This window comes from Enterococcus sp. DIV0574 (assembly GCF_051711125.1).
GTDB classification, from domain to species: Bacteria; Bacillota; Bacilli; order Lactobacillales; family Enterococcaceae; genus Enterococcus_D; species Enterococcus_D gallinarum.
The window spans coordinates 2,911,380-2,930,428 of sequence record NZ_JBIOMA010000001.1 but is presented as its reverse complement, the minus strand read 5'-3'; the positions used below and the strand labels follow the sequence as shown (position 1 = coordinate 2,930,428).

Annotated in this window: 20 protein-coding genes; 16 read left to right on the top strand and 4 right to left on the bottom strand. The window is 39.0% G+C overall.

Translation table 11 applies throughout. From position 1 onward, the window contains the following. The first annotated feature begins 35 nt into the window (after positions 1-35). The 8 genes from IGJ45_RS14035 to IGJ45_RS14000 all read left to right on the top strand — a co-directional run bounded on the left by IGJ45_RS14035 (position 36) and on the right by IGJ45_RS14000 (position 7,970). On the top strand, positions 36-926 hold the full coding sequence (locus tag IGJ45_RS14035) for a carbohydrate ABC transporter permease (RefSeq protein WP_171917874.1): 891 nt from the start codon (positions 36-38) through the stop codon (positions 924-926). 12 nt (positions 927-938) lie between these two features. Next, entirely contained in the window at positions 939-1,790 is an 852-nt protein-coding gene (locus IGJ45_RS14030) for a carbohydrate ABC transporter permease (protein ID WP_003128230.1), read from the top strand. An 8-nt stretch (positions 1,791-1,798) separates the two neighbouring features. Continuing rightward, the gene (locus IGJ45_RS14025) at positions 1,799-2,215 is read left to right on the top strand and encodes a hypothetical protein (protein WP_021150529.1); all 417 of its coding nucleotides are present in this window, start codon (positions 1,799-1,801) and stop codon (positions 2,213-2,215) included. Between the two features lie 15 nt (positions 2,216-2,230). Continuing rightward, positions 2,231-3,187: a glycoside hydrolase family 43 protein gene (locus tag IGJ45_RS14020; protein ID WP_003128232.1), complete on the top strand. Its 957-nt coding sequence runs from the start codon at positions 2,231-2,233 to the stop codon at positions 3,185-3,187. Positions 3,188-3,201: 14 nt separating this feature from the next. Then, positions 3,202-4,824 (top strand): glycoside hydrolase family 43 protein, encoded by a 1,623-nt coding sequence (locus IGJ45_RS14015; protein WP_003128233.1) that lies wholly within the window; start codon positions 3,202-3,204, stop codon positions 4,822-4,824. A 10-nt stretch (positions 4,825-4,834) separates the two neighbouring features. Next, on the top strand, positions 4,835-6,280 hold the full coding sequence (locus tag IGJ45_RS14010) for an alpha-N-arabinofuranosidase (RefSeq protein WP_034705107.1): 1,446 nt from the start codon (positions 4,835-4,837) through the stop codon (positions 6,278-6,280). A 4-nt stretch (positions 6,281-6,284) separates the two neighbouring features. Next, entirely contained in the window at positions 6,285-6,545 is a 261-nt protein-coding gene (locus IGJ45_RS14005) for a DUF6171 family protein (protein ID WP_003128237.1), read from the top strand. Positions 6,546-6,752: 207 nt separating this feature from the next. Then, positions 6,753-7,970, top strand: coding sequence for an arabinan endo-1,5-alpha-L-arabinosidase (locus IGJ45_RS14000; protein WP_096710909.1), 1,218 nt, complete (start codon positions 6,753-6,755; stop codon positions 7,968-7,970). A gap of 327 nt (positions 7,971-8,297) precedes the next feature. Here IGJ45_RS14000 and IGJ45_RS13995 read toward each other — a convergent pair whose 3' ends face one another. From IGJ45_RS13995 to IGJ45_RS13980, 4 genes are read right to left on the bottom strand one after another with little or no spacing between them, the layout of a single operon-like run. After that, a complete protein-coding gene (locus tag IGJ45_RS13995; protein WP_003128239.1) occupies positions 8,298-8,960 on the bottom strand; it encodes an ABC transporter permease in 663 nt (220 codons plus the stop codon). A 4-nt stretch (positions 8,961-8,964) separates the two neighbouring features. Continuing rightward, positions 8,965-9,885 carry an osmoprotectant ABC transporter substrate-binding protein gene (locus tag IGJ45_RS13990; RefSeq protein ID WP_003128240.1) on the bottom strand — a complete coding sequence of 307 codons (921 nt, stop codon included), beginning with the start codon at positions 9,883-9,885 and terminating at the stop codon, positions 8,965-8,967. Further along, positions 9,886-10,521: an ABC transporter permease gene (locus IGJ45_RS13985; RefSeq protein WP_003128241.1), complete on the bottom strand. Its 636-nt coding sequence runs from the start codon at positions 10,519-10,521 to the stop codon at positions 9,886-9,888. Positions 10,522-10,523: 2 nt separating this feature from the next. Further along, entirely contained in the window at positions 10,524-11,690 is a 1,167-nt protein-coding gene (locus IGJ45_RS13980) for a betaine/proline/choline family ABC transporter ATP-binding protein (protein ID WP_005470181.1), read from the bottom strand. Positions 11,691-12,065: 375 nt separating this feature from the next. Between IGJ45_RS13980 and IGJ45_RS13975 the strand changes: the two genes are divergently transcribed. Genes IGJ45_RS13975 through IGJ45_RS13940 form a run of 8 tightly spaced genes read left to right on the top strand, consistent with a single transcriptional unit; the run spans position 12,066 to position 18,791 of the window. Beyond that, entirely contained in the window at positions 12,066-12,968 is a 903-nt protein-coding gene (locus IGJ45_RS13975) for an LCP family protein (RefSeq protein WP_029486330.1), read from the top strand. Further along, positions 12,965-13,537, top strand: a complete 573-nt coding sequence (locus tag IGJ45_RS13970; RefSeq protein ID WP_003128245.1) for a polysaccharide deacetylase family protein — start codon at positions 12,965-12,967, stop codon at positions 13,535-13,537. Before IGJ45_RS13975 ends, IGJ45_RS13970 begins: the two co-directional genes overlap by 4 nt. After that, on the top strand, positions 13,534-13,812 hold the full coding sequence (locus IGJ45_RS13965) for a hypothetical protein (protein ID WP_005470187.1): 279 nt from the start codon (positions 13,534-13,536) through the stop codon (positions 13,810-13,812). Before IGJ45_RS13970 ends, IGJ45_RS13965 begins: the two co-directional genes overlap by 4 nt. Before the next feature lie 2 nt (positions 13,813-13,814). After that, complete coding sequence (locus IGJ45_RS13960; protein ID WP_096710910.1) at positions 13,815-15,419, top strand: acyltransferase family protein; 1,605 nt, start codon at positions 13,815-13,817, stop codon at positions 15,417-15,419. 41 nt (positions 15,420-15,460) lie between these two features. Continuing rightward, a complete protein-coding gene (locus IGJ45_RS13955) occupies positions 15,461-16,186 on the top strand; it encodes a DUF1361 domain-containing protein (RefSeq protein WP_117474742.1) in 726 nt (241 codons plus the stop codon). Further along, positions 16,146-16,799, top strand: a complete 654-nt coding sequence (locus IGJ45_RS13950; RefSeq protein ID WP_003128251.1) for a response regulator transcription factor — start codon at positions 16,146-16,148, stop codon at positions 16,797-16,799. Before IGJ45_RS13955 ends, IGJ45_RS13950 begins: the two co-directional genes overlap by 41 nt. Before the next feature lies 1 nt (position 16,800). Continuing rightward, positions 16,801-18,183 carry a HAMP domain-containing sensor histidine kinase gene (locus IGJ45_RS13945; protein ID WP_003128252.1) on the top strand — a complete coding sequence of 461 codons (1,383 nt, stop codon included), beginning with the start codon at positions 16,801-16,803 and terminating at the stop codon, positions 18,181-18,183. Between the two features lie 2 nt (positions 18,184-18,185). Next, complete coding sequence (locus IGJ45_RS13940; protein ID WP_003128253.1) at positions 18,186-18,791, top strand: hypothetical protein; 606 nt, start codon at positions 18,186-18,188, stop codon at positions 18,789-18,791. Positions 18,792-19,049: the final 258 nt, after the last annotated feature.

Here is a 19,049-nt window from a genome sequence, read left to right as displayed (position 1 = left end):
GATAAAATTATCCCCTTTCGGATTTTTTGAAGGGAATGAAAGGAATGAAAAAAAAGAACATTAATTGGGCTTCAATTGCATTTATTGGACCGCATATGGTTCTCTTTATTATTTTTGTATGTATTCCAACGCTCTATGGTGTTTATGCTTCATTTACTCAGTGGAATTTGATTTCTGATCCTGTTTGGATAGGTCTAAACAACTATAAGACATTATTATTTGATAGTTCTTCCACGTTTTACACTCAATTTTGGAATGGTTTGAAAAATACTTTTATTTTCGTTTTGATCATGGTTCCCTTACAGATCATTATTCCTTTGATGATTGCAGCGGCTCTACAACATAAAAAAGTGAAAATGAAAGGTCTTTTTCAAGCAATTCTATATATTCCAGGTCTTATTTCAGTATCAGCGGGATCTCTGATATGGTCACTAATTTTTCACTCGAGATTAGGCGCTGTAAATAATATTTTTGGATATGATTTTTCATGGGCTTCTAAACAGCCATATGCTTGGATCTTGATATTTGTTGTCAGTATATGGGGAGCGATTGGTGGGAATATGATCATTTATCGCTCGGCTCTGGCAGGAGTAAATGAAGATTTATATGAGGCTGCTGAAATCGATGGTGCCGGACCAGTTCAAAAATTCTTTAATGTAACATTGCCATCTATTCGTTTTCCTCTTCTATATACAATTGTTATGACAACTGCCGGTGCATTCAATGTTTTTGCGCAACCGCTGATGATGACTGGCGGTGGACCAAATCGAAGTACTACTGTATTAATGATGTACATTCGTTCATTAGCATTTAGTCAAGGGGAATCAATTGCAGGGATGGCTTCAGCAATGGCTGTCATATTAGGACTAATTATTATGTGTGTATCTGTATTTCAATATTTTCTATTAGATAAAAACAATACTTAAGGGGGCAAAAAGATGAATACACAAAAGAAACATATACCTAGTATGCTAGTCGCATATTTATTTTTAATCACTTTATGTATTATCTGGGTAATTCCATTGATTTTTAGTTTTGCAACTTCTTTTCGTTCCCAAACTGAAATCGTGTCTACTGGATTTCGACTATTGCCAGTTAACTGGATTTTAGATAATTATGTAGCAATCTTGGCTAATACTTCTACTGCACCAATCATGCAATGGCTGTGGAATTCTCTTTTTATTGCCGTTACTCATACTATCTTAGTGGTAATTGTTGTTTCTGTAACAGCTTATGGCTATGGCAGAATGCGTTTCAAATACCGAGACCGTATCTTTTATATTCTAATGGGGATTTCTATGTTCCCTGGAGTAGTTAATTTGATTCCTTCCTACAAAATTATCGAAACATTTGGTTGGGTCAATTCATCACTTGCTATGATCATTCCGGGATTAGCAGGGATGGGGAATATTTTTCTTGTGCGACAGTTTATGAAAGGCATCCCGCTGGAATTTGACGAGTCGGCAAGAATGGATGGTGCAGATGAATTTACGATTTTTTCTGAGATCATCGTTCCGTTGATCAAACCTGTTCTGATCGTTGCTGGACTCTTTTCTTTCACTGGTTCTTGGAATGATTTCTTATGGCCGGTGATCGTGTATACGGATGTCAGTAAAATGCCGATCACAGCCGGTTTGCTATTACTACAAGACATTTATGGCAATTATCGAATGATTGGACAGTTAATGGGATCAGCATTGATCGCCATTATTCCAACAGTACTGCTGTTTTTATTTGCCCAAAAATATTTCATTGAATCTATGAACTTAAATGCGGGAATAAAGGGATAGTGAAACTTATGAACAGAAAAATAGAAAGAAATTTATTACGGGTCAGTGCTGTCTGGGATGTGTTGATTGGGTTAGTTACGATGTTTGGCTATTATCCTTGGTTTGAAGAACAAGGCATCGCTGCTTTTCAAAATAAAAATCAGTATGAATATTTGCAATCAAGCCTTGTAGGTATGATCTCAAAAGTAGTCATGATCGTTGCTTTAGCGACTATCTTAATGGGTGTGATCAGTTGGATCAACGCTAAAAATATGAGAGATAAACAAATCAATAAAGGAACTATGAGATGGATGATTGCCTGTGTCATCATTCATTTAGTCATCTATGATGTCATCGGTATTGTATTCTATTTACTCGCAACTATTTTGTATATATCAAAAAATAAAGCCTTAAGAACGTTAAAAACTGAAGATGGATATTTTTAAGAAGGTGTAGAATTTATGGCAGAAAATTATTTGGAACCAATTGTATTAGAACGAGCAGATCCATGGATATACAAGCATACCGATGGATATTATTATTTCACTGGATCAAAACCAGGATATCAGGAAATCGAATTAAGACGTGCGAAAACCTTAAAAGGACTGGCTGACGGTGAAGTAAAAGTCATCTGGACGGCTCATGCCGAAGGCCCCATGAGTGAGCTGATTTGGGCGCCAGAGATCCATTTTATTCAGGGAAAATGGTACATCTATTTTGCTGCTGCAGATCATGGAGAAGTCAGAAATGATCAGCATCATCATCGGATGTTTGCGATCGAAAATGCGAATGAAGATCCCTTTGAAGGTGAGTGGGTAGAAAAAGGGCAGATCAAGACGCAATTTGAAAGTTTCAGCTTAGATGCTACGGTATTTGAACACAGGAACCGATTGTATTATGTCTGGGCACAAGCGGATCCAAATATTCCAGGCAATTCTAATCTTTACTTATCAGAGATGGAAAATCCTTGGACTTTGAAAGGAAAGCAGATTCTTCTGAGTATTCCTTATTATGAATGGGAAAAAATCGGCTTCAAAGTAAACGAAGCACCTGCTGCCTTGATTAGGAATGGAAAAGTGATCATTACTTATTCAGCAAGTGCGACGGATGAAAACTATGTGATGGGACTGTTGTGGGCAGATGAGGATAGTGATCTATTGAATGGATATTCTTGGCATAAGTTGAAGGAACCGGTTTTTTCGAGTTCGGAACAAAATTCCCTCTACGGACCAGGACATAACTCCTTTACAGTCGATGAGGAAGGGAAACAAGAGATCTTAGTGTATCATGCAAGACCAGAAATAAATGATTATAGTAATCCTTTAGAAAATCCCAATCGACATGCGTATGTCCAACCGTTTACTTGGGATAAAAATGGACTACCAGATTTTGGTGAACCCGGTGCAGTCAAAGGATAAAAGAGAGGAAAAAAATGAATACAAAAAGAAAAATGCTCTGTTTAACCATGTCCGTTTTTTTTACTAGTTTTTTTCTTGCTGGCTGTCAAACAGGAGACGCCGCTGAGCAACTTTCACAAAAGGAGTGGGAAACAACGACAAAAAATCGAGTGTCGATTCATGACCCATCGATTACTTCTATTCATGTTGGTGACCAAGAGCTGTTTTACGTATTTGGTTCGCATCTCGCTCAGGCGAAAACCGCAGATTTACAAACTTGGGAAGTACCTTTCACTTACGAATATGAATCAATGGAAGACAATACGATCTATGGTAACACAAAAGAAAATCTAGCTGAAACTTTTGAATGGGCAGGCTACGATGATGCCAATTCACAAGGTGGTTACAGCCTTTGGGCACCAGATGTCATTTGGAATGCTGATTATGAATGGTCAAATGGTGATAAAGGGGCCTATATGTTGTACTATTCCGCAAGTTCTACTTGGCGCCGTTCAGCGATTGGATTAGCTGTAGCTAAAACGATTGAAGGTCCCTATAGTTATGCGGATACTGTAATCTATTCTGGCTTTACAGAAAAAGATTCGACAGATGGTAGTGAGCGCAATACTAACTATCAAAATACCCGTTTGGCGAAATTGATCAAAGAGAGAAAAATCAGCGGTTTCAGCGAAAACTGGGCGATCGAAGATGGTCTGACATATAACACCGATTATGCGCCAAACGCCATTGATCCAGCTTTGTTTTATGATGAAGAGGGAAAACTATGGATGACCTATGGTTCTTGGTCTGGCGGTATCTTCTTATTAGAAGTTGATCCAGCCACTGGAAAACCAATGTATCCTGGGAAAGATAGCACGACGGAAGACGGTCGTATCATTGATCGTTATTTCGGAATCAAGCTTTTTGGCGGCTATCACCAATCAGGAGAAGGTCCTTATATTGTTTATGATGAGAAAACCGATTATTATTACTTATTCGTCACTTACGGTGGTTTAGCAGCAAAAGGTGGTTACAATATGCGACTCTTTCGCGCGGAAAAACCTGAAGGACCTTACCTCGATGCTCAAGGAAATAGTCCAATTTTGGAACAAGGAGAGCAAAATTCAAACTATGGTATCAAATTGATTGGCAACTACCAATTCTCGTTTCAACAAATGGGGTATCGAGCGGCAGGACACAATTCGGCGATCATCGATGAGAATGGTCAGTGGTCCTTGGTGTATCATACGCGCTTTAACAATGGAACCGAAGCCCATGAAGTGCGAGTCAACAGAATGTATATGAATGAGGAGGGCTGGCCAGTTCCAGCACCCTATGAGTATCGAGGCAATGAACAAGTAGCAGATGCTTTGACAGCAGATGAAATTATCGGACGCTATGAAATCATTAACCATGGCACCGATAATGGAACGACCATGCTAAAAACACAAATGATCGAGCTTCAAAAAGATGGAAACATCACTGGAGAGCTGACCGGGACTTGGACATACGATGCCGGACACATCACAATGACCTTCGCAGATACTACCTTCAAAGGGACCTTATTAACTCAGGATATAACAGAATTCGAACAGCAAAAATTAACGTTCTCAACGATTGGCGATAATAATGAGTCCATTTGGGGAATCAAAGAATAGGAGTATAACAATGACAATCAAAATTCTAAATACAAAATCAGGAACAACGATCAGCAAATATATTTACGGACACTTTTCAGAACATCTCGGCCGTTGTATCTATGAAGGATTATACGTAGGAGAAGATTCTCCTATTCCAAACAAGAATGGGATGCGTACGGATGTTGTGGAAGCTTTGAAGAATATCAAGATTCCAGTTTTACGCTGGCCAGGTGGCTGTTTTGCCGATGAATACCATTGGAAAGACGGTATTGGACCAAAAGAAAATCGAAAAACGATCGTCAATACTCACTGGGGGGGTGTGACTGAAAATAATCATTTTGGGACACATGAATTCTTTGAATTGGTCAAACAACTGGAATGTGAAGCATATGTCAATGGAAATGTCGGCAGTGGGACAGTCCAAGAAATGTCTGAATGGGTCGAGTACATTACCATGAACGGAATTTCTCCAATGGCAGATTGGCGTCGAGAAAATGGTCATGAAGAAGCTTGGAGCATGAAATTTTTCGGTGTAGGAAATGAAAATTGGGGCTGCGGTGGAAATATGCGTCCAGAATATTATGCTGATCTTTATCGTCGGTATCAGACTTACGTTCGTCAATACGGTGATCAAAAAATATACAAAGTGGCTGGCGGAGCAAATGTTGATGACTACCACTGGACAGAAACGTTGATGAAGAATGCCCATTGGCTGATGGATGGATTGAGCTTACATTATTATGTCCATCCCCAAGGGTGGGAGAAAAAAGGTAGTGCGTTAGCATTCGATGAAGCAGAATGGATTATTACCTGTCAAAAAGCTGCGCATATGGATGAATTGATTACGCGTCACAGTGCGATCATGGATCAATATGATCCTGAAAAACGGGTGGGCATCATTGTTGATGAGTGGGGAACTTGGTTTTCTGCTGAACCCGGAACGAATCCAGGATTCTTATATCAGCAAAACACGATTCGTGATGCAATGGTAGCTGCTATCACCTTAAACATTTTTCATAAGCATGCAGAACGAGTGCACATGGCAAACATTGCCCAGACAGTGAATGTTTTGCAGGCAATGATTTTGACTGATGGCGAAAAGATGGTCAAAACACCAAGCTATCATGTATTTGATTTGTACAAAGTCCATCAAGATGCCGAACGCATCGAGAGTCATGGAGCAGCAAGTGAAACGATCACCTACACGGTCTCGAAACAAGCAGATACCCTCCACCTGTCGATCTGCAATTTCGCAGTATCTGGCTCGGAAGCAATTAGTTTTGACTTTGAAACTGCCATTCAAGGAATCAAAGAAGCTCGCTATATTGTGGGGGATAAAATGAATGCACACAATGATTTTGATCATCCGGAAGACGTAGTGATCCAATCATTTGAAGACTACACAACAAATAATAGCCAATTAACGATCAATATACCCGCTATGAGTGTATTGACAATATCTTTGGCGGTGTAATTCAATGACGTGTAAAGGTTGCGATGTCAAGGAAACAGCAGCAACGGTAGATGTAGAAGCGTTGATTGAAGAACAGCTAGCCATCGAGAACGACCTTGCTGCACTTGAAGTCGTTCAGTCCCGTATAAAAATTTGTGAAGCCTGCCCATTTCGGTCCAATCACACCTGTACTAAGTGTGGCTGCTTTTATAAATTTCGGGCAAACCTATCAAAAAAATACTGTCCTGCAGGAATGTGGGCACAAACAGGGCAGAGCATTCAATGACTGTCCTGTTTGTTACGCCATAAGCAGTTATAGAAACTCTAGCCTGGGGTAATCTTGGAGGTAGCAAAGATCAAGAGCAGATAGATTGTTTTTAATGAAAGTGGCGTAATAAGTAAGAAAGAACTAAATAAATATAGAAAAGAATCGATTCTGCTTTCGTTCACTGAAGTCAAACTAAAGTGAATCGATTACTGAGAGGAAGAATCTATGAACTGGAAAAATGGTGTTCATGATCCAACGATCATTGAACGAGACAGCGTTTATTACTTATTTTCAACAGATACGCAACAACCTAAAACGGCAGGAATACCGATCCGGACATCATTGGATCTCATACACTGGCAGTTTGAAAAGCAGGCCTTTCCTCAATTGCCACAATCTGCAAGAGAATGGAGTCAAGCAGAAGGGTTGTGGGCACCTGAAGTGATAGAGTACCAAGGGGAATATCGAATGTACTATTCCGCTTCTACATTTGGCAGTACCACTTCATTTATTGGTCTTGGAACAGCACCGCATCCTTTGGGACCTTGGGTAGATCAAGGAGAAGTTGTGAAAACGCATCGAGGCATCGCCGATCATAATGCCATTGACGCAAATCTTGCTCTAGATCGTATGGGACACCATTGGCTGATCTACGGATCATTTTTTGGCGGGATTTATATTGCACCTATAGATCAAAGCACTGGAAAGTTAGCCGAGAAGGGATACGGAAAAAAAATAGCGCAACGACCTGCTTCTGTTGATACTGCGATTGAGGGTCCTTTTGTTTATTATCATCCAGAAACGGATATGTATTACTTATTTGTCTCTTTTGATTCTTTGAATGAAACCTATAATATCCGGGTTGCAAGAGCGAAAGAGATTACCGGTCCCTATACGGATTGGAACGGCCTGTCTCTGTCGGAACAAGAGGCGGTACCGGAGAAAATTGGTGTTAAATTACTAGGGAGTTATCAATTCGAAGAACAGTCTGCAGTCTATGCACCTGGCCACAATTCTATATTCAAACGTTCAGATAATGAATTATTTATTATTCATCATGCACGGAGACAACCTTTTAGTGATGATTTCTTTTTAGATGTCAGAAAAATTTATTGGTTAGATAGTGGTTGGCCGGTCATATCAGCAATTAGTTATGCGAAATCAATTCCTGAAATCCCTATGAAAGAGGACCTCATAGGAACGTGGGAGATTATTCAGTTTACAGCAGAGTCCAGTCTCATTTCTTCAGAATTTGTCATGCTTACAGACATTCAGCAAATGGAGAAGAGCTATTTTTGGCAGGGGCATGAATTTACAGCTTATTATGAGACAGATTCTGAAGAACGTGTCTTGTGTTTATCAGGAATGGACCCGAACGGCATGGGGTTCATCGGAAAAAAAGTCCCAAAAGAAAGTAGGGGGAAGACGAAGCGTACAACTTAAAAGCGACCAAACTTCAGAATGATCTTTGGAGTAGCGATCAGAGCAGTGTTCGAGAAAAAACGACCCCATATCAGTATCAAGTATGGAATGATAGCATACCAGTCGCCCCTCAAGCAAAACGATGGGCGCCAATCCATTTGTATGGATCGAGCCTTGAAACAACCACCTCTAGGATATGATGCGTGATTCCCGATCATCTCAGGAAAAATCGAGAAGCGCATTCACCTGCTTTGAGTGAATTAGTTAATAAATATAGAAAAACAAGCATCCTTCTTGTATGTAAGGATGCTTGTTTTCTATATTTATAAAAGCGCTAAGAAATGGCCTTTATTTCGACGAGCGGCTTGCTGGATCTAACCGACGTTCAATAAAGCCTAAGCCTAAGTCGGTGATGATTGCCATCAATGCAGTGGGTAAAGCTCCGGCAAGAATGATTGAAGCGCCATTGGTTGCATTTGTCCCACGGATGATGATATCACCTAGGCCACCAGCACCTACGAAGGCGCCAATGGCAGTGATTCCAATTGCAACGACTAATGCATTACGAATACCTGCCATGATCACGGAGACGGATAAAGGCAATTCGATCATATACAGTCGTTGCCAACTTGTCATGCCCATTCCTTTACCAACATCTAGTGTATTACGGTCTACCTGGCGCATGCCGGTATAGGTGTTTTTGATGATCGGTAAGAGCGAGTAGAGAAAAATCGTCAGAATAACGACATTGACACCTAATCCCATTCCAATCATCAAAATCGAGATCATTGCTAGCGAAGGGATCGTTTGGATGATATTGGCGATGCGGATCACCCAATCGGCCATACGCATCTTTTTAGAAATCCAGATTCCTAGTGGAATACCAACGATTGCAGCGAATAAAACGCCATAGATAGAGATCAGGAAGTGACGAACAAACTGTGCAAAGACATAACCGCCATTTTCCTGAAAATAGGCAATAAATTGTTGAAATAGATTCATGTCATTCATTTCGTCACTCTCCTTCAAAATAATTATTTTCTTGTAAGAAACGTTCTGCGACCACTGTCGGTTCCAACAGGTCATTATCAACTTGATAATTTAGTTGCTGCATTTTTTCAGTGGAGATTGTATCAGCAAGTTTGTTCAAGGCGTCCGCTACTTCTGGTGTGTCTTTGATTAATTTGTCATCGACTACTGGAGCTGCATCATAAGGTGGGAAGAAATTCAAATCATCTTCCAACATTACGAGGTCATAACTAGCGATCCGTCCATCCGTTGAATACCCGAGTACGATATCCATTTTTCCGTTGTCAACAGCATCGTAAACGAGACCGATCTGCATAGGCAAAATGTTTTTGAAAGAAAAGCCATATGCTTCTTGAAAGCCATCATACCCGTCACCTTCACGGGTGATCCAAGCTGTATCGACACCAGCAACCAACTGATCGGCAACGCCTTTTAAATCACTGACTTTTTTCAGATTATATTTTTCTGCAGTGTCTTTTCTGACTAGAAAAACATATGTGTTATCAAAGCCGTAGGAAGGAAACCAGGTCTGATGGTAACGTTTCTCAAATTCTTTTTTTACGGTATTGAAGGCAGCAGTTGGATCAGATTCTGGCTCTAAGCCAAGTGTTGTTGTCAAATCTGTTCCGGTATAACGAGCGGCAGAGATAGACGCATCGCCATTCATCATTGCTTGATGATTGATTGTCGTTGTTGCTAAGTTATTAATGACAGTGGTATTTTTGTCCGTATAATGTTCTACCATTCCTGCTACAATAGCGCCAAGAATCTGAGCTTCAGAAGTGATTCCTCCTGTGATAGCTACGGTGTCTTCATTAGATGTAGAAGCAAGTCCTGGAAAGGAGCAGCCTGAGAGTAAAATAATGATCATGGATAACAAAAGACCAAATTTCGCTTTGATTTTCATTTAGGCATCCCCCTTTAATGCAGCTGGTGTTAGTTTATTCTCAAGTAATCCGAGTAACCAGTCTGCTAAAAGTGCAAAAATCGTCACTGGGATTGTGCCGGCAAAAATCAATGCCGGTTGATAGTTATTCAATCCACTAAAGATCAAGTCTCCAAGCCCCCCTGCACCAATGTACGAAGCCAAGGTTGCCCAAGCTAAGACATAGACTGCTGACAAGCGGATACCTGCCATGATCGTTGGGATCGCTAACGGCAGTTCCACACTAATGATCGATTGGAAGTTAGTCATTCCCATTCCTTTAGCGACATCTCGATAATTCCAATCGACTTTCTTCATGCCAATATAGGTGTTTCGCAAAATAGGCAGCAAAGAATAGATAAAGAGTGCAACAATAGCTGGGACCTTACCGACCCCTAAAATCGGGATCATCAATGCCAACAGTGCCAATGAGGGAACAGTTTGCAAGGCACTAGTCACACCGATCACGATAGAAGCGGCTTTGGGAAAGCGTGTCAATAGAACGCCCAAAGGGACTGCAACGACAATGCCTAGAAATAATGCGGCAAAGGAGATGTATAAATGCTCAATGCTTTTCGTGACCAATTGGCCGCCATATTCATTAAAGAAGCTTTGCATGGCTAGACCTCCTCTGGTTTTGCGGATTCGATCGCTTCAAGAAGGGAGGATTCCTCGCCCCAAATAACGTCATAAACAATATCGACTAATGAAGCACGCGTCAAAATTCCTACCAAATGATTCTCAGCATCCACGACTGGCACATATTTCAAACCGCGTTTAAGGATTCGTTGCAACGTATCTCGCAGTAAGGCGGTTTCTTTTACATAGAAAACATCTTTATTAAGAATATCCCCGACACTGGTTACTTTGCCTCGATTGCGGTCGATCGATTCTACATCGATATACCCTTTTAAGACATTGCTATTATCCGTCACTAATAATGTATCTACCCGTTTTTCTCTCATCAGGCGAATCGCTTCTTGTAAAGATTTTTCAGGAGTGATGGCGATTGGTGTTTTGAGCATGACTTCTTTAACTGGTGTGGTGTCTGGTTTTGCTTGCAGAAGGCGGTCTTCACCGATCAATTCTTCAACAAAGGTAGTAGCAGGATTTCGCAGAATATTTTGTGGTGTATCGAATTGGATAACGCGTCCTTCGCTCATGATCACGATGCGGCTAGCTAACTTTAATGCTTCATCCATATCATGGGTAACGAAGACGACGGTTTTACCTAAACGTTCCTGCAAATCTTTGATCAAATCTTGCAGTGAATCGCGAGTGATGGGGTCCAAAGCACCGAAAGGTTCATCCATCAAAATGATATCTTGGTCGGCTGCCAGAGCCCGAACAACACCGATCCGCTGTTGCTGTCCACCAGATAATTCGTGAGGGTAACGATCCAGCATTTCACGAGGAAGTTCCACCAGATCGATCATTTTCTCTGCTGTCTTATTTCGTTCTTCTTGACTGACCTTCAAAAGTTTTTGTACTAATGTAATATTTTCTCGAATCGTCATATGAGGCATCAAGCCGATGCTTTGGATCACGTAACCGATTTGGCGTCGTAATTCTACTGGATTGATATCGGTCACACTTTTGCCATCAATCAGAATTTTTCCTTTGGAGGGGTCTGTCATACGGTTGATCATTCGCATACAAGTAGTTTTACCACTACCACTGGTACCAATGAAACAAATAAATTCTCCCTTTTCAAAGGATAGATTGACATCTTCGACAGCCACTTTGCCGCCTTTATAGATTTTGGATACATGCTGAAATTCAATCATGATTTCACCTCTAGTTTTATTTAGGCGCAGCTTATTTACGCCTAGGGTCTGTAATTAGTATGCCCAAAAGTTTGCTGTTATTCAAATATTCTGCCTTTTTTATTCATATTTGCATATTATAAGCAAAATGTTTGAAACAAATCCAATCGAAATGAAAATCCAATAGGGAATATATGCATTATTCTTCATTTTGATTGTTATTTTTAAATGGGAATGAGTAGACTTTCTTCTTCACTAAAAGTGATATACAACATTTTAATATTAAATTAAAAGCGAACATTGCTGCTACAAGCGAGCATGTATCGAGTCACCAAATACTAAATCGATACATTTCAGATACATTTTTCCTTTAATTTAGCAGCAGGAGGTGTTCCGATGCGGAAAATAATTCTTATTTTGCTTTTTGTTTCAGTAGTCCTTGTTGGTGGTATTACTGGCTGGGCAGTCTATTCTGCAAATAAAATAAATACAAAAGTGTACGAAAAATTGAATCCTTCAGATGAGCAGTATGACTTAGATTACGACCAATTGAAACAAGAACCTTTTAATGTTTTGCTACTTGGCGTTAATACTGGAGAGTTTGGGCGAACGGATTCTGGTCGAAGTGACAGTATGATAGTCGCTCATATCAATTTAAAAAAGAAAGAATACACATTAATGGGAGTTGAACGCGATCTTTTAGTTGATATCGCAGACCAAGGAATGCAGGATAAATTAAATGCGGCGTATGCTTATGGAGGTGCAAGCTGTTCCGTTAAAACAGTAGAAAAAATGTTGGATATTCAAATTCCTTATTTTGTTTCTATTGATATGGGAGATTTTCAAAAGATTCTCAAAGAAGTAGGAGCTGTTCAAGTAGAAAATGAATTTGAGTTTAGTTCTGATGGATTCGATTTTCCTAAAGGTAAACTAACGTTATCTCCAGAAGAAGCACTTTCTTGGGCGAGAATGAGGTATGAGGATCCACGAGGGGACTATGGCAGACAAATGCGGCAACAGTTGTTACTGAAAGGTGTTTTGGAAAATATGGCGCAATTGAACCAAGTCACAAAATGGAATGCATTTATCGATATCTTGACAGATAACATCAAAACCAATCTACCCATTACCAATCTTGTTCTTCATGCGAAGAAACTGATGAAAGAGCCAACAATTATTCATGACCAAGTGATCGGAGAGGAATTGATTCAGAATGGAATCTCTTATCAAACAGTTTCGACAGAAGAGATAGCAAGAGTTCATGATGTATTGACAACAAATAAGGAGGAAAAGCAATGAAAAAGATCCGTTTACTCATAACTGGCTTTATCTTTTTGTTAGTACTTTGCGGCTGTGCACGAATCAGTGAGGAATTTGCTAGAGGAAAAACAGAGAACAATCTGTCCCAGTCCTCCGAGTTAACAAGCAACAGTAGTTCTTCAAGAACAGTGACAAGTAACAATAAGGCTACTACAGAGACTAGTTTGGAAAATATACTAGAAAGCACTACAGAGACAGAGGAGATTCCTTCAAATAAAAAAAAGGTCGCTTTGACATTTGACGATGGGCCAGATCCCAGCAATACACCTAAATTATTGGAACTATTGAAAAAAGAAAAAGTGCCAGCTACTTTCTTTTTAGTAGGACAGAACGTAGAGATGTATCCCGAGGTGGTGAAAGCCATCGCAAAGGATGGCCAAACTATCGGTAGCCATACCTATGATCATCAAGACCTCAGCACATTGGACGAATCTGGAATGACTAATGAGATCACGAAGACCGATCAATCTATCAAGAAACTCACAGGCAAAAAACCAGCCTATTTTCGCCGCCATATGGTTCTGTCAATGCAAAAGCTGCAGAATTGATCAATCGTCCCATCATCCAATGGTCTGTTGATTCAGAAGATTGGAAATCTAAAGATGCCCAAATGATCATTGATAAAGTAACGAGTTCTGTCTATGATGGTTCGATTATTTTGTTGCATGACATTCATCCGGAAACCATTGCTGCAGTCCCTGAGATTATTCGTGATTTAAAAAAAGAAGATTATCAATTTGTGTCTTTAGCTACTCTTTTGAATAATCCTTCCAGCAATGAGACTTATTACGGAGAAAATGATCATCGGCCAGCCGGAGGTTAAACATGGATAAACACTATTCAGCAGGCATCGATTTTCTTAGGGCATTTGCGGTTATTGCTGTTATTCTCTACCATTTGCCTCAATATTCTTTTCAAGGAGGAAATCAAGGCGTAACGATTTTCTTTGTTATTTTGGGTTACTTGATGGCAAAGAATGCTTCCTATGCGTATCAAAAAAAACAGTTCTCCTGGATTGGCTTTTATAAGAAACGGATCAAACGGATTTATCCGTTTCTTTTATTCTCCTTACTTATCTTTATTCTGATAGCTGGGAGTATTCAAATCCGAATGCTAGGAAACATCAAAAGTGAACTTCCAAGTTTACTCTTTGGATATAACAACTGGTGGCAGATCCACGAAAAAGTCTCTTATTTTGATCGCTTCGCAAATTCGTCCCTATTTAAACATTACTGGTCTTTGGCGGTGGAATTACAATTTTATCTAGTTTTTCCACTCTTCTTTCTAACAGTCATGCGTTTGTCTAGAAAAAGAGGCTATCAGCTTATGTATCTTCTTACCATTATTTCGATTCTCACCAGTCTGTTATCGCCGTTTTCTATCGCTTATTACAATACCTTTGCTCGACTTTATCCGTTTATAGTTGGCATGTTTGGTTTTTTCAATAGAAAGAACATTAATGATGTCATTTCTTCAAAAAAAGTAACGAAGTTTTGGCTCATCATGAGTTGTTTGACTCTGGCTGTCTTTATTCCGCTGCCTTCGTTTACAGGTAGCTCATTGCTTGTCAGTGTATTAACAATGCTATTACTCGTTTTGATAAATGACAAAGAAGTGGAAAAAAGAACCAAAATCGCCAAATTCCGTCTTCAATATATAGGCAAAATTAGTTATGAATTATATTTGGTTCACTATTCGGTGTTTATTCTCCTAGTGAATATAGCACCTAAGATGAATCCTCTAATTGAATTGGTAGTGGTTCTGATCATGACGGTTCTGATGATTGCTGGCTTTCATTCTTTCATGCATTTAAAAAGAAAAGCAGGACGTTACCTTGGAGCAGGTCTTGTTGCTGTTGCAATCGGAATGATCATTTTTGCACCGACTAACCGTCTGACTGCGGATCAAAACGAATTGAAACAAGAGTTAAGCAGTAATCTGAAAAAGATAGAGAATCAACCCAATCAAAAAGGAAATATCTTATTTCTAGGGGATTCTGTGATGCTTGGAGCATATCAAGAATTGGAAGATACGTTTAGTGGGCAAGCAACCGTTGATGCGAAAGAATCACGGCAAATATCTAGTTTGGCAACGATTCTTCAAGGGTATCCCAATTTAGCTGATTATTCGACGGTAGTAATCGGACTGGGTACAAATGGTATTATTTCGGATGAGTCAATCGATGAAATCCTTACTCAATTAAAGGATAAACAGATATACTGGATAACTATCAAATGTCCGGAAGGCTGTCAAGAATCTGTGAATCAAAAATTAGCAGAGCTTCCTAGTCGCTACAAGAATGTCAATATCATCGACTGGTTTAGCCACAGCAAAGACCACCCAGAATACTTTTATGATGATGAAACTCATTTGAATGGGGAAGGACGCAGTGTTTATGCCCAATTAATGAAGTCTGTTCTTTCTAAATAGTGGGACAATGGCTAGGAGAGCGCGTTAAGACAGGAGGAACCATGTATTTACTAAATAAAACAATGAATGGGATTCGGTTATATTATTTGATTTTACTGGGAATCTTATATCTTTCATTTTATCAATCAAGTGTCTATTTTCTTTTCTTTACTAATACTATTTTGGCATATATTCCAATAGAATTAACCTTTCTTGCAATGTATTGTAAAAAAAAGTACATTATAGTGGTAGTTGTGTGTCTCTGGCTTGTTTTTTTACCAAATAATTTTTATCTCATGACAGATCTATTTCATCTTTCTTTATTGACACCTTATGATGAAGTAACATTGTTGATAAGTAAGGATTTAATGAATTGGATCAAACTTTTTCTGATTTTGTTGGCAGTGATGCCTTCAACAATTTTGGGCTGCTGGAGCATTGACAAGATTGCAAGAATATTAGTAGAGAAATTAACCATTGGTGTCTACCCAGCGCTTTTGATTGCGTGTCTTTTATTTATGGATTCTATTGGGATTTATATTGGGCGATTTACCCGTCTTAATAGTACAGATATTTTTGTGCGTCACAATCAAGCGCTTCAAAAAATTTTCGCTGATTTTGAAGATATTGACAATCGATCGATCGTACTTTTACTTTTGCTCTATCTTTTTTTGTGCGGTATCATGATCGGCTATCAGCTTATAAAACAGCTTCTTTACAAAAATTGGGAAGAAAGTGTGAAATCAAATGGATGTACTCATAGTAGAAGACAATCAAGCCATAAATAACCTGCTAGTAAAAAGCCTCGCAAAAAAAGGCTATCGAACGATCCCGATTTTTGATGGCAAAAGTGCCGCAGATTACATTGAAAATCATGAGGTGGATCTGATTCTTTTAGATATCATGTTACCAGAAATAAGTGGGGATGAATTAATAGACTATTTTGTCGAATTTGATATCCCAGTTATCTTTTTAACTGCCAAGAATACCTTGCATGATAAAGTGCGAGGATTAAAGTTAGGTGCAGAAGATTACATTACGAAACCTTTTGAACTAGAAGAATTATTTGCTCGAGTTGAAACAGTACTTCGCAGAAGGAAAAAGAGTTCTGTTTCTGAGATAAATTGGCACAACATCCGTATTGAAGACGAGAAGAGAAGTGTATTTTTTAACAATGAGTTGATTGCATTGACGCCTAAAGAATATCAATTGTTCATTTATCTCGTTCAAAATCGCGGAATTATTTTAGAGCGAGAAACGATTTATCAACGAATTTGGGAATCGCCAAGTGAGCCAGATAGCAGAACTCTTGATTTACACATTCAGCGGATCAGAAAGAAACTGCATTTGGAAAACGAGCTGCGAACGATTTATGGTGTAGGGTACTTATTGGAGGAATAAGATGAAATATGCGACAAAAGCATTCTATTGGCTGCTATTCTTTTTTTTACTTTTGTATTTAGGGATCAGCACCATCAGTTTGCGGATCATCGCTCAACATGCAATCAATCAGGAATATGATCAAGCACTAGCTACCCAAAAAAGTGCTGCGATACTATTTGCAGCCAAAATTGAAGATCAAGAACCTACGAAAGAGCAGTTACGGAATCTAAGTGATATAGTCAAGAGCACGGTAAAGAATGATTTTGAAATTTTGGATAAAGAAGGAAAGAGTGTGTATGCCAGTACAACTGACTTTCCAAGCATAACAGAGGTTGTTGATTACGATTCAATTAAGAAGAACACAATCAACATTAGCCCAATCATCACAATCAAACAAGAGAAGTTTTTATTTACAAGCTCGACAATTGGAACGACAGACTATTATTTGGTGTCTAAGCAGAATCTAATCACTTATCAAAGTATTCTGAAGAAAGCAAGTCATTATTTTCGAATGATTTTATTTCTTTTGCAGATCGTTTTGATTCCAATGTCGTGGTTTTTATCAACCCTCATCACTAAACCGATTCAAAAATTGATTGATCGCGCAACAGAGATTGCAAAAGGGCAAACAACAAAGCCTTTCGTTGTTGAAAAACGTGGAGATGAAGTTGAAAAGCTTGCCAACAGCCTAAACGACATGGCCAATAAATTAAATCAAGACATAGAACAAATCAGTCAGGAAAAAGAAAAGCAAGAATTATTTGTCTCAAGTTTATCCCATGAAATTTCTACCCCGCTAACGTCGATCATCGGCTATGCGCAAATGTTGCAGTGGGAGGATCTAAAGGAACCTTCTTCGGAATTTGTCGATTATATTTTAGAAGAAAGTTTCCGCTTGAAAAGCCTATCAGAAGATGTTTTGCGTTTATTGTACTCGAAGAAAAATGAAATGAATCTCGAAGCAATATCGACAGACCAGATTGACTCTTATATTACTCAATTTGTCTCTGGATTAGATGAGCGGATCCTTTTGCAGATGACTCTTCAAAAGGCCACCATACGAATGGACTTTAACCTATTTAAATTAGTCATTGCAAATATATTTTCTAACGCATTAGATGCGATGAAGGATAGGAAAGAGATGTGCATCACTGGCTACAGTAATGAAGGACGATATTATTTTATACTGAAAGATACTGGTCAGGGAATTCCCGAAGAGATTATTGATCAAGTCACTGATGAATTTTTTACGGGGGATGTCACTAGAAATTCTGGGCATTTAGGCTTAGGGCTTTCATTAGTGAAGAATATTATCTCACTTCATGAAGGGCAAGTGACGATCACTAGTGAGAAAGGTGAAGGAACGTTTATTACGATCGACTTTCCTTTAGATGAGGACTGAAGATGAGGAAAAGAATAAAGATAAGTCTGATCCTCCTATGGGTCGGTTTCAACGTATTTCTACTATTTTTACCAAATATGCTGTTTACAGATTCATTGTCAAAGCCAGTCGTATTTGAAGAATCCTTGGAGCTGCCTTCAAATAAAAGTACATTAGAAGAAGTGCTCACGAACGCCGGGAAAGTAACGCAATATAATAATACGGGAGAAGGAAGCCAGTATGTCAATACATATGCGGTGGAAATAGAGAAGCTGCTAAAAGAAATGGGAATCTCTTCAGAATACTTGGTTACGTTATCCCAGAATCTAAAGATTGATTCGGAAACTGTTTATTGGCAAATCAATTATTCTTCGATCGAAGGTTATGGGGAAGCCCTGATTGAGGAATCGACTAATAAAATCGTCCAATTTAAATATTACCCAGAGCAATCATTTCAAGAGATAGATCCTGAGAAAATTTTAGGGGCATATTTTAAGTATCTAAACATTGAAATTTCCTCAATAAAAAAAGATAGTCCACTATTTGAAGTATCTTTTGCTGACGGCCAAAACATCAAAGCGGTTATTGATAATTATCGTATTATTCTTAATTATCCCAGTGTTGAATAGGACAAGTAATGGAACAAGTAGCATTTTTTGAATATAGTTCTCCTTGGAGCGATTAAGAAAGGAATGAAAGGATGGCTTTATGAATTTTCGATAGAAGTGAATCGATAGAGACGAAGTGATTCGTAAAGCATAGGTTAGCAGTTCAACCTAAATGTCTTTCGTGGTTAGTTTGAATAATGGAAAAAGAATACTGGAAACGAATTTGCTTGCTTACTGCAATTCCCGATTGGAATAAAGATTCATAGATTGTTACAGAAG

Bases quoted from the DNA above. Each gene is read 5' to 3' on its own strand.
- IGJ45_RS14035 (WP_171917874.1), top strand. From the start codon at position 36: ATGAAAGGAATGAAAAAAAAGAACATTAATTGGGCTTCAATTGCATTT.
- IGJ45_RS14030 (WP_003128230.1), top strand. From the start codon at position 939: ATGAATACACAAAAGAAACATATACCTAGTATGCTAGTCGCATATTTA.
- IGJ45_RS14025 (WP_021150529.1), top strand. From the start codon at position 1,799: ATGAACAGAAAAATAGAAAGAAATTTATTACGGGTCAGTGCTGTCTGG.
- IGJ45_RS14020 (WP_003128232.1), top strand. From the start codon at position 2,231: ATGGCAGAAAATTATTTGGAACCAATTGTATTAGAACGAGCAGATCCA.
- IGJ45_RS14015 (WP_003128233.1), top strand. From the start codon at position 3,202: ATGAATACAAAAAGAAAAATGCTCTGTTTAACCATGTCCGTTTTTTTT.
- IGJ45_RS14010 (WP_034705107.1), top strand. From the start codon at position 4,835: ATGACAATCAAAATTCTAAATACAAAATCAGGAACAACGATCAGCAAA.
- IGJ45_RS14005 (WP_003128237.1), top strand. From the start codon at position 6,285: ATGACGTGTAAAGGTTGCGATGTCAAGGAAACAGCAGCAACGGTAGAT.
- IGJ45_RS14000 (WP_096710909.1), top strand. From the start codon at position 6,753: ATGAACTGGAAAAATGGTGTTCATGATCCAACGATCATTGAACGAGAC.
- IGJ45_RS13995 (WP_003128239.1), bottom strand. From the start codon at position 8,960: ATGAATGACATGAATCTATTTCAACAATTTATTGCCTATTTTCAGGAA.
- IGJ45_RS13990 (WP_003128240.1), bottom strand. From the start codon at position 9,885: ATGAAAATCAAAGCGAAATTTGGTCTTTTGTTATCCATGATCATTATT.
- IGJ45_RS13985 (WP_003128241.1), bottom strand. From the start codon at position 10,521: ATGCAAAGCTTCTTTAATGAATATGGCGGCCAATTGGTCACGAAAAGC.
- IGJ45_RS13980 (WP_005470181.1), bottom strand. From the start codon at position 11,690: ATGATTGAATTTCAGCATGTATCCAAAATCTATAAAGGCGGCAAAGTG.
- IGJ45_RS13975 (WP_029486330.1), top strand. From the start codon at position 12,066: ATGCGGAAAATAATTCTTATTTTGCTTTTTGTTTCAGTAGTCCTTGTT.
- IGJ45_RS13970 (WP_003128245.1), top strand. From the start codon at position 12,965: ATGAAAAAGATCCGTTTACTCATAACTGGCTTTATCTTTTTGTTAGTA.
- IGJ45_RS13960 (WP_096710910.1), top strand. From the start codon at position 13,815: ATGGATAAACACTATTCAGCAGGCATCGATTTTCTTAGGGCATTTGCG.
- IGJ45_RS13955 (WP_117474742.1), top strand. From the start codon at position 15,461: ATGTATTTACTAAATAAAACAATGAATGGGATTCGGTTATATTATTTG.
- IGJ45_RS13950 (WP_003128251.1), top strand. From the start codon at position 16,146: ATGGATGTACTCATAGTAGAAGACAATCAAGCCATAAATAACCTGCTA.
- IGJ45_RS13945 (WP_003128252.1), top strand. From the start codon at position 16,801: ATGAAATATGCGACAAAAGCATTCTATTGGCTGCTATTCTTTTTTTTA.
- IGJ45_RS13940 (WP_003128253.1), top strand. From the start codon at position 18,186: ATGAGGAAAAGAATAAAGATAAGTCTGATCCTCCTATGGGTCGGTTTC.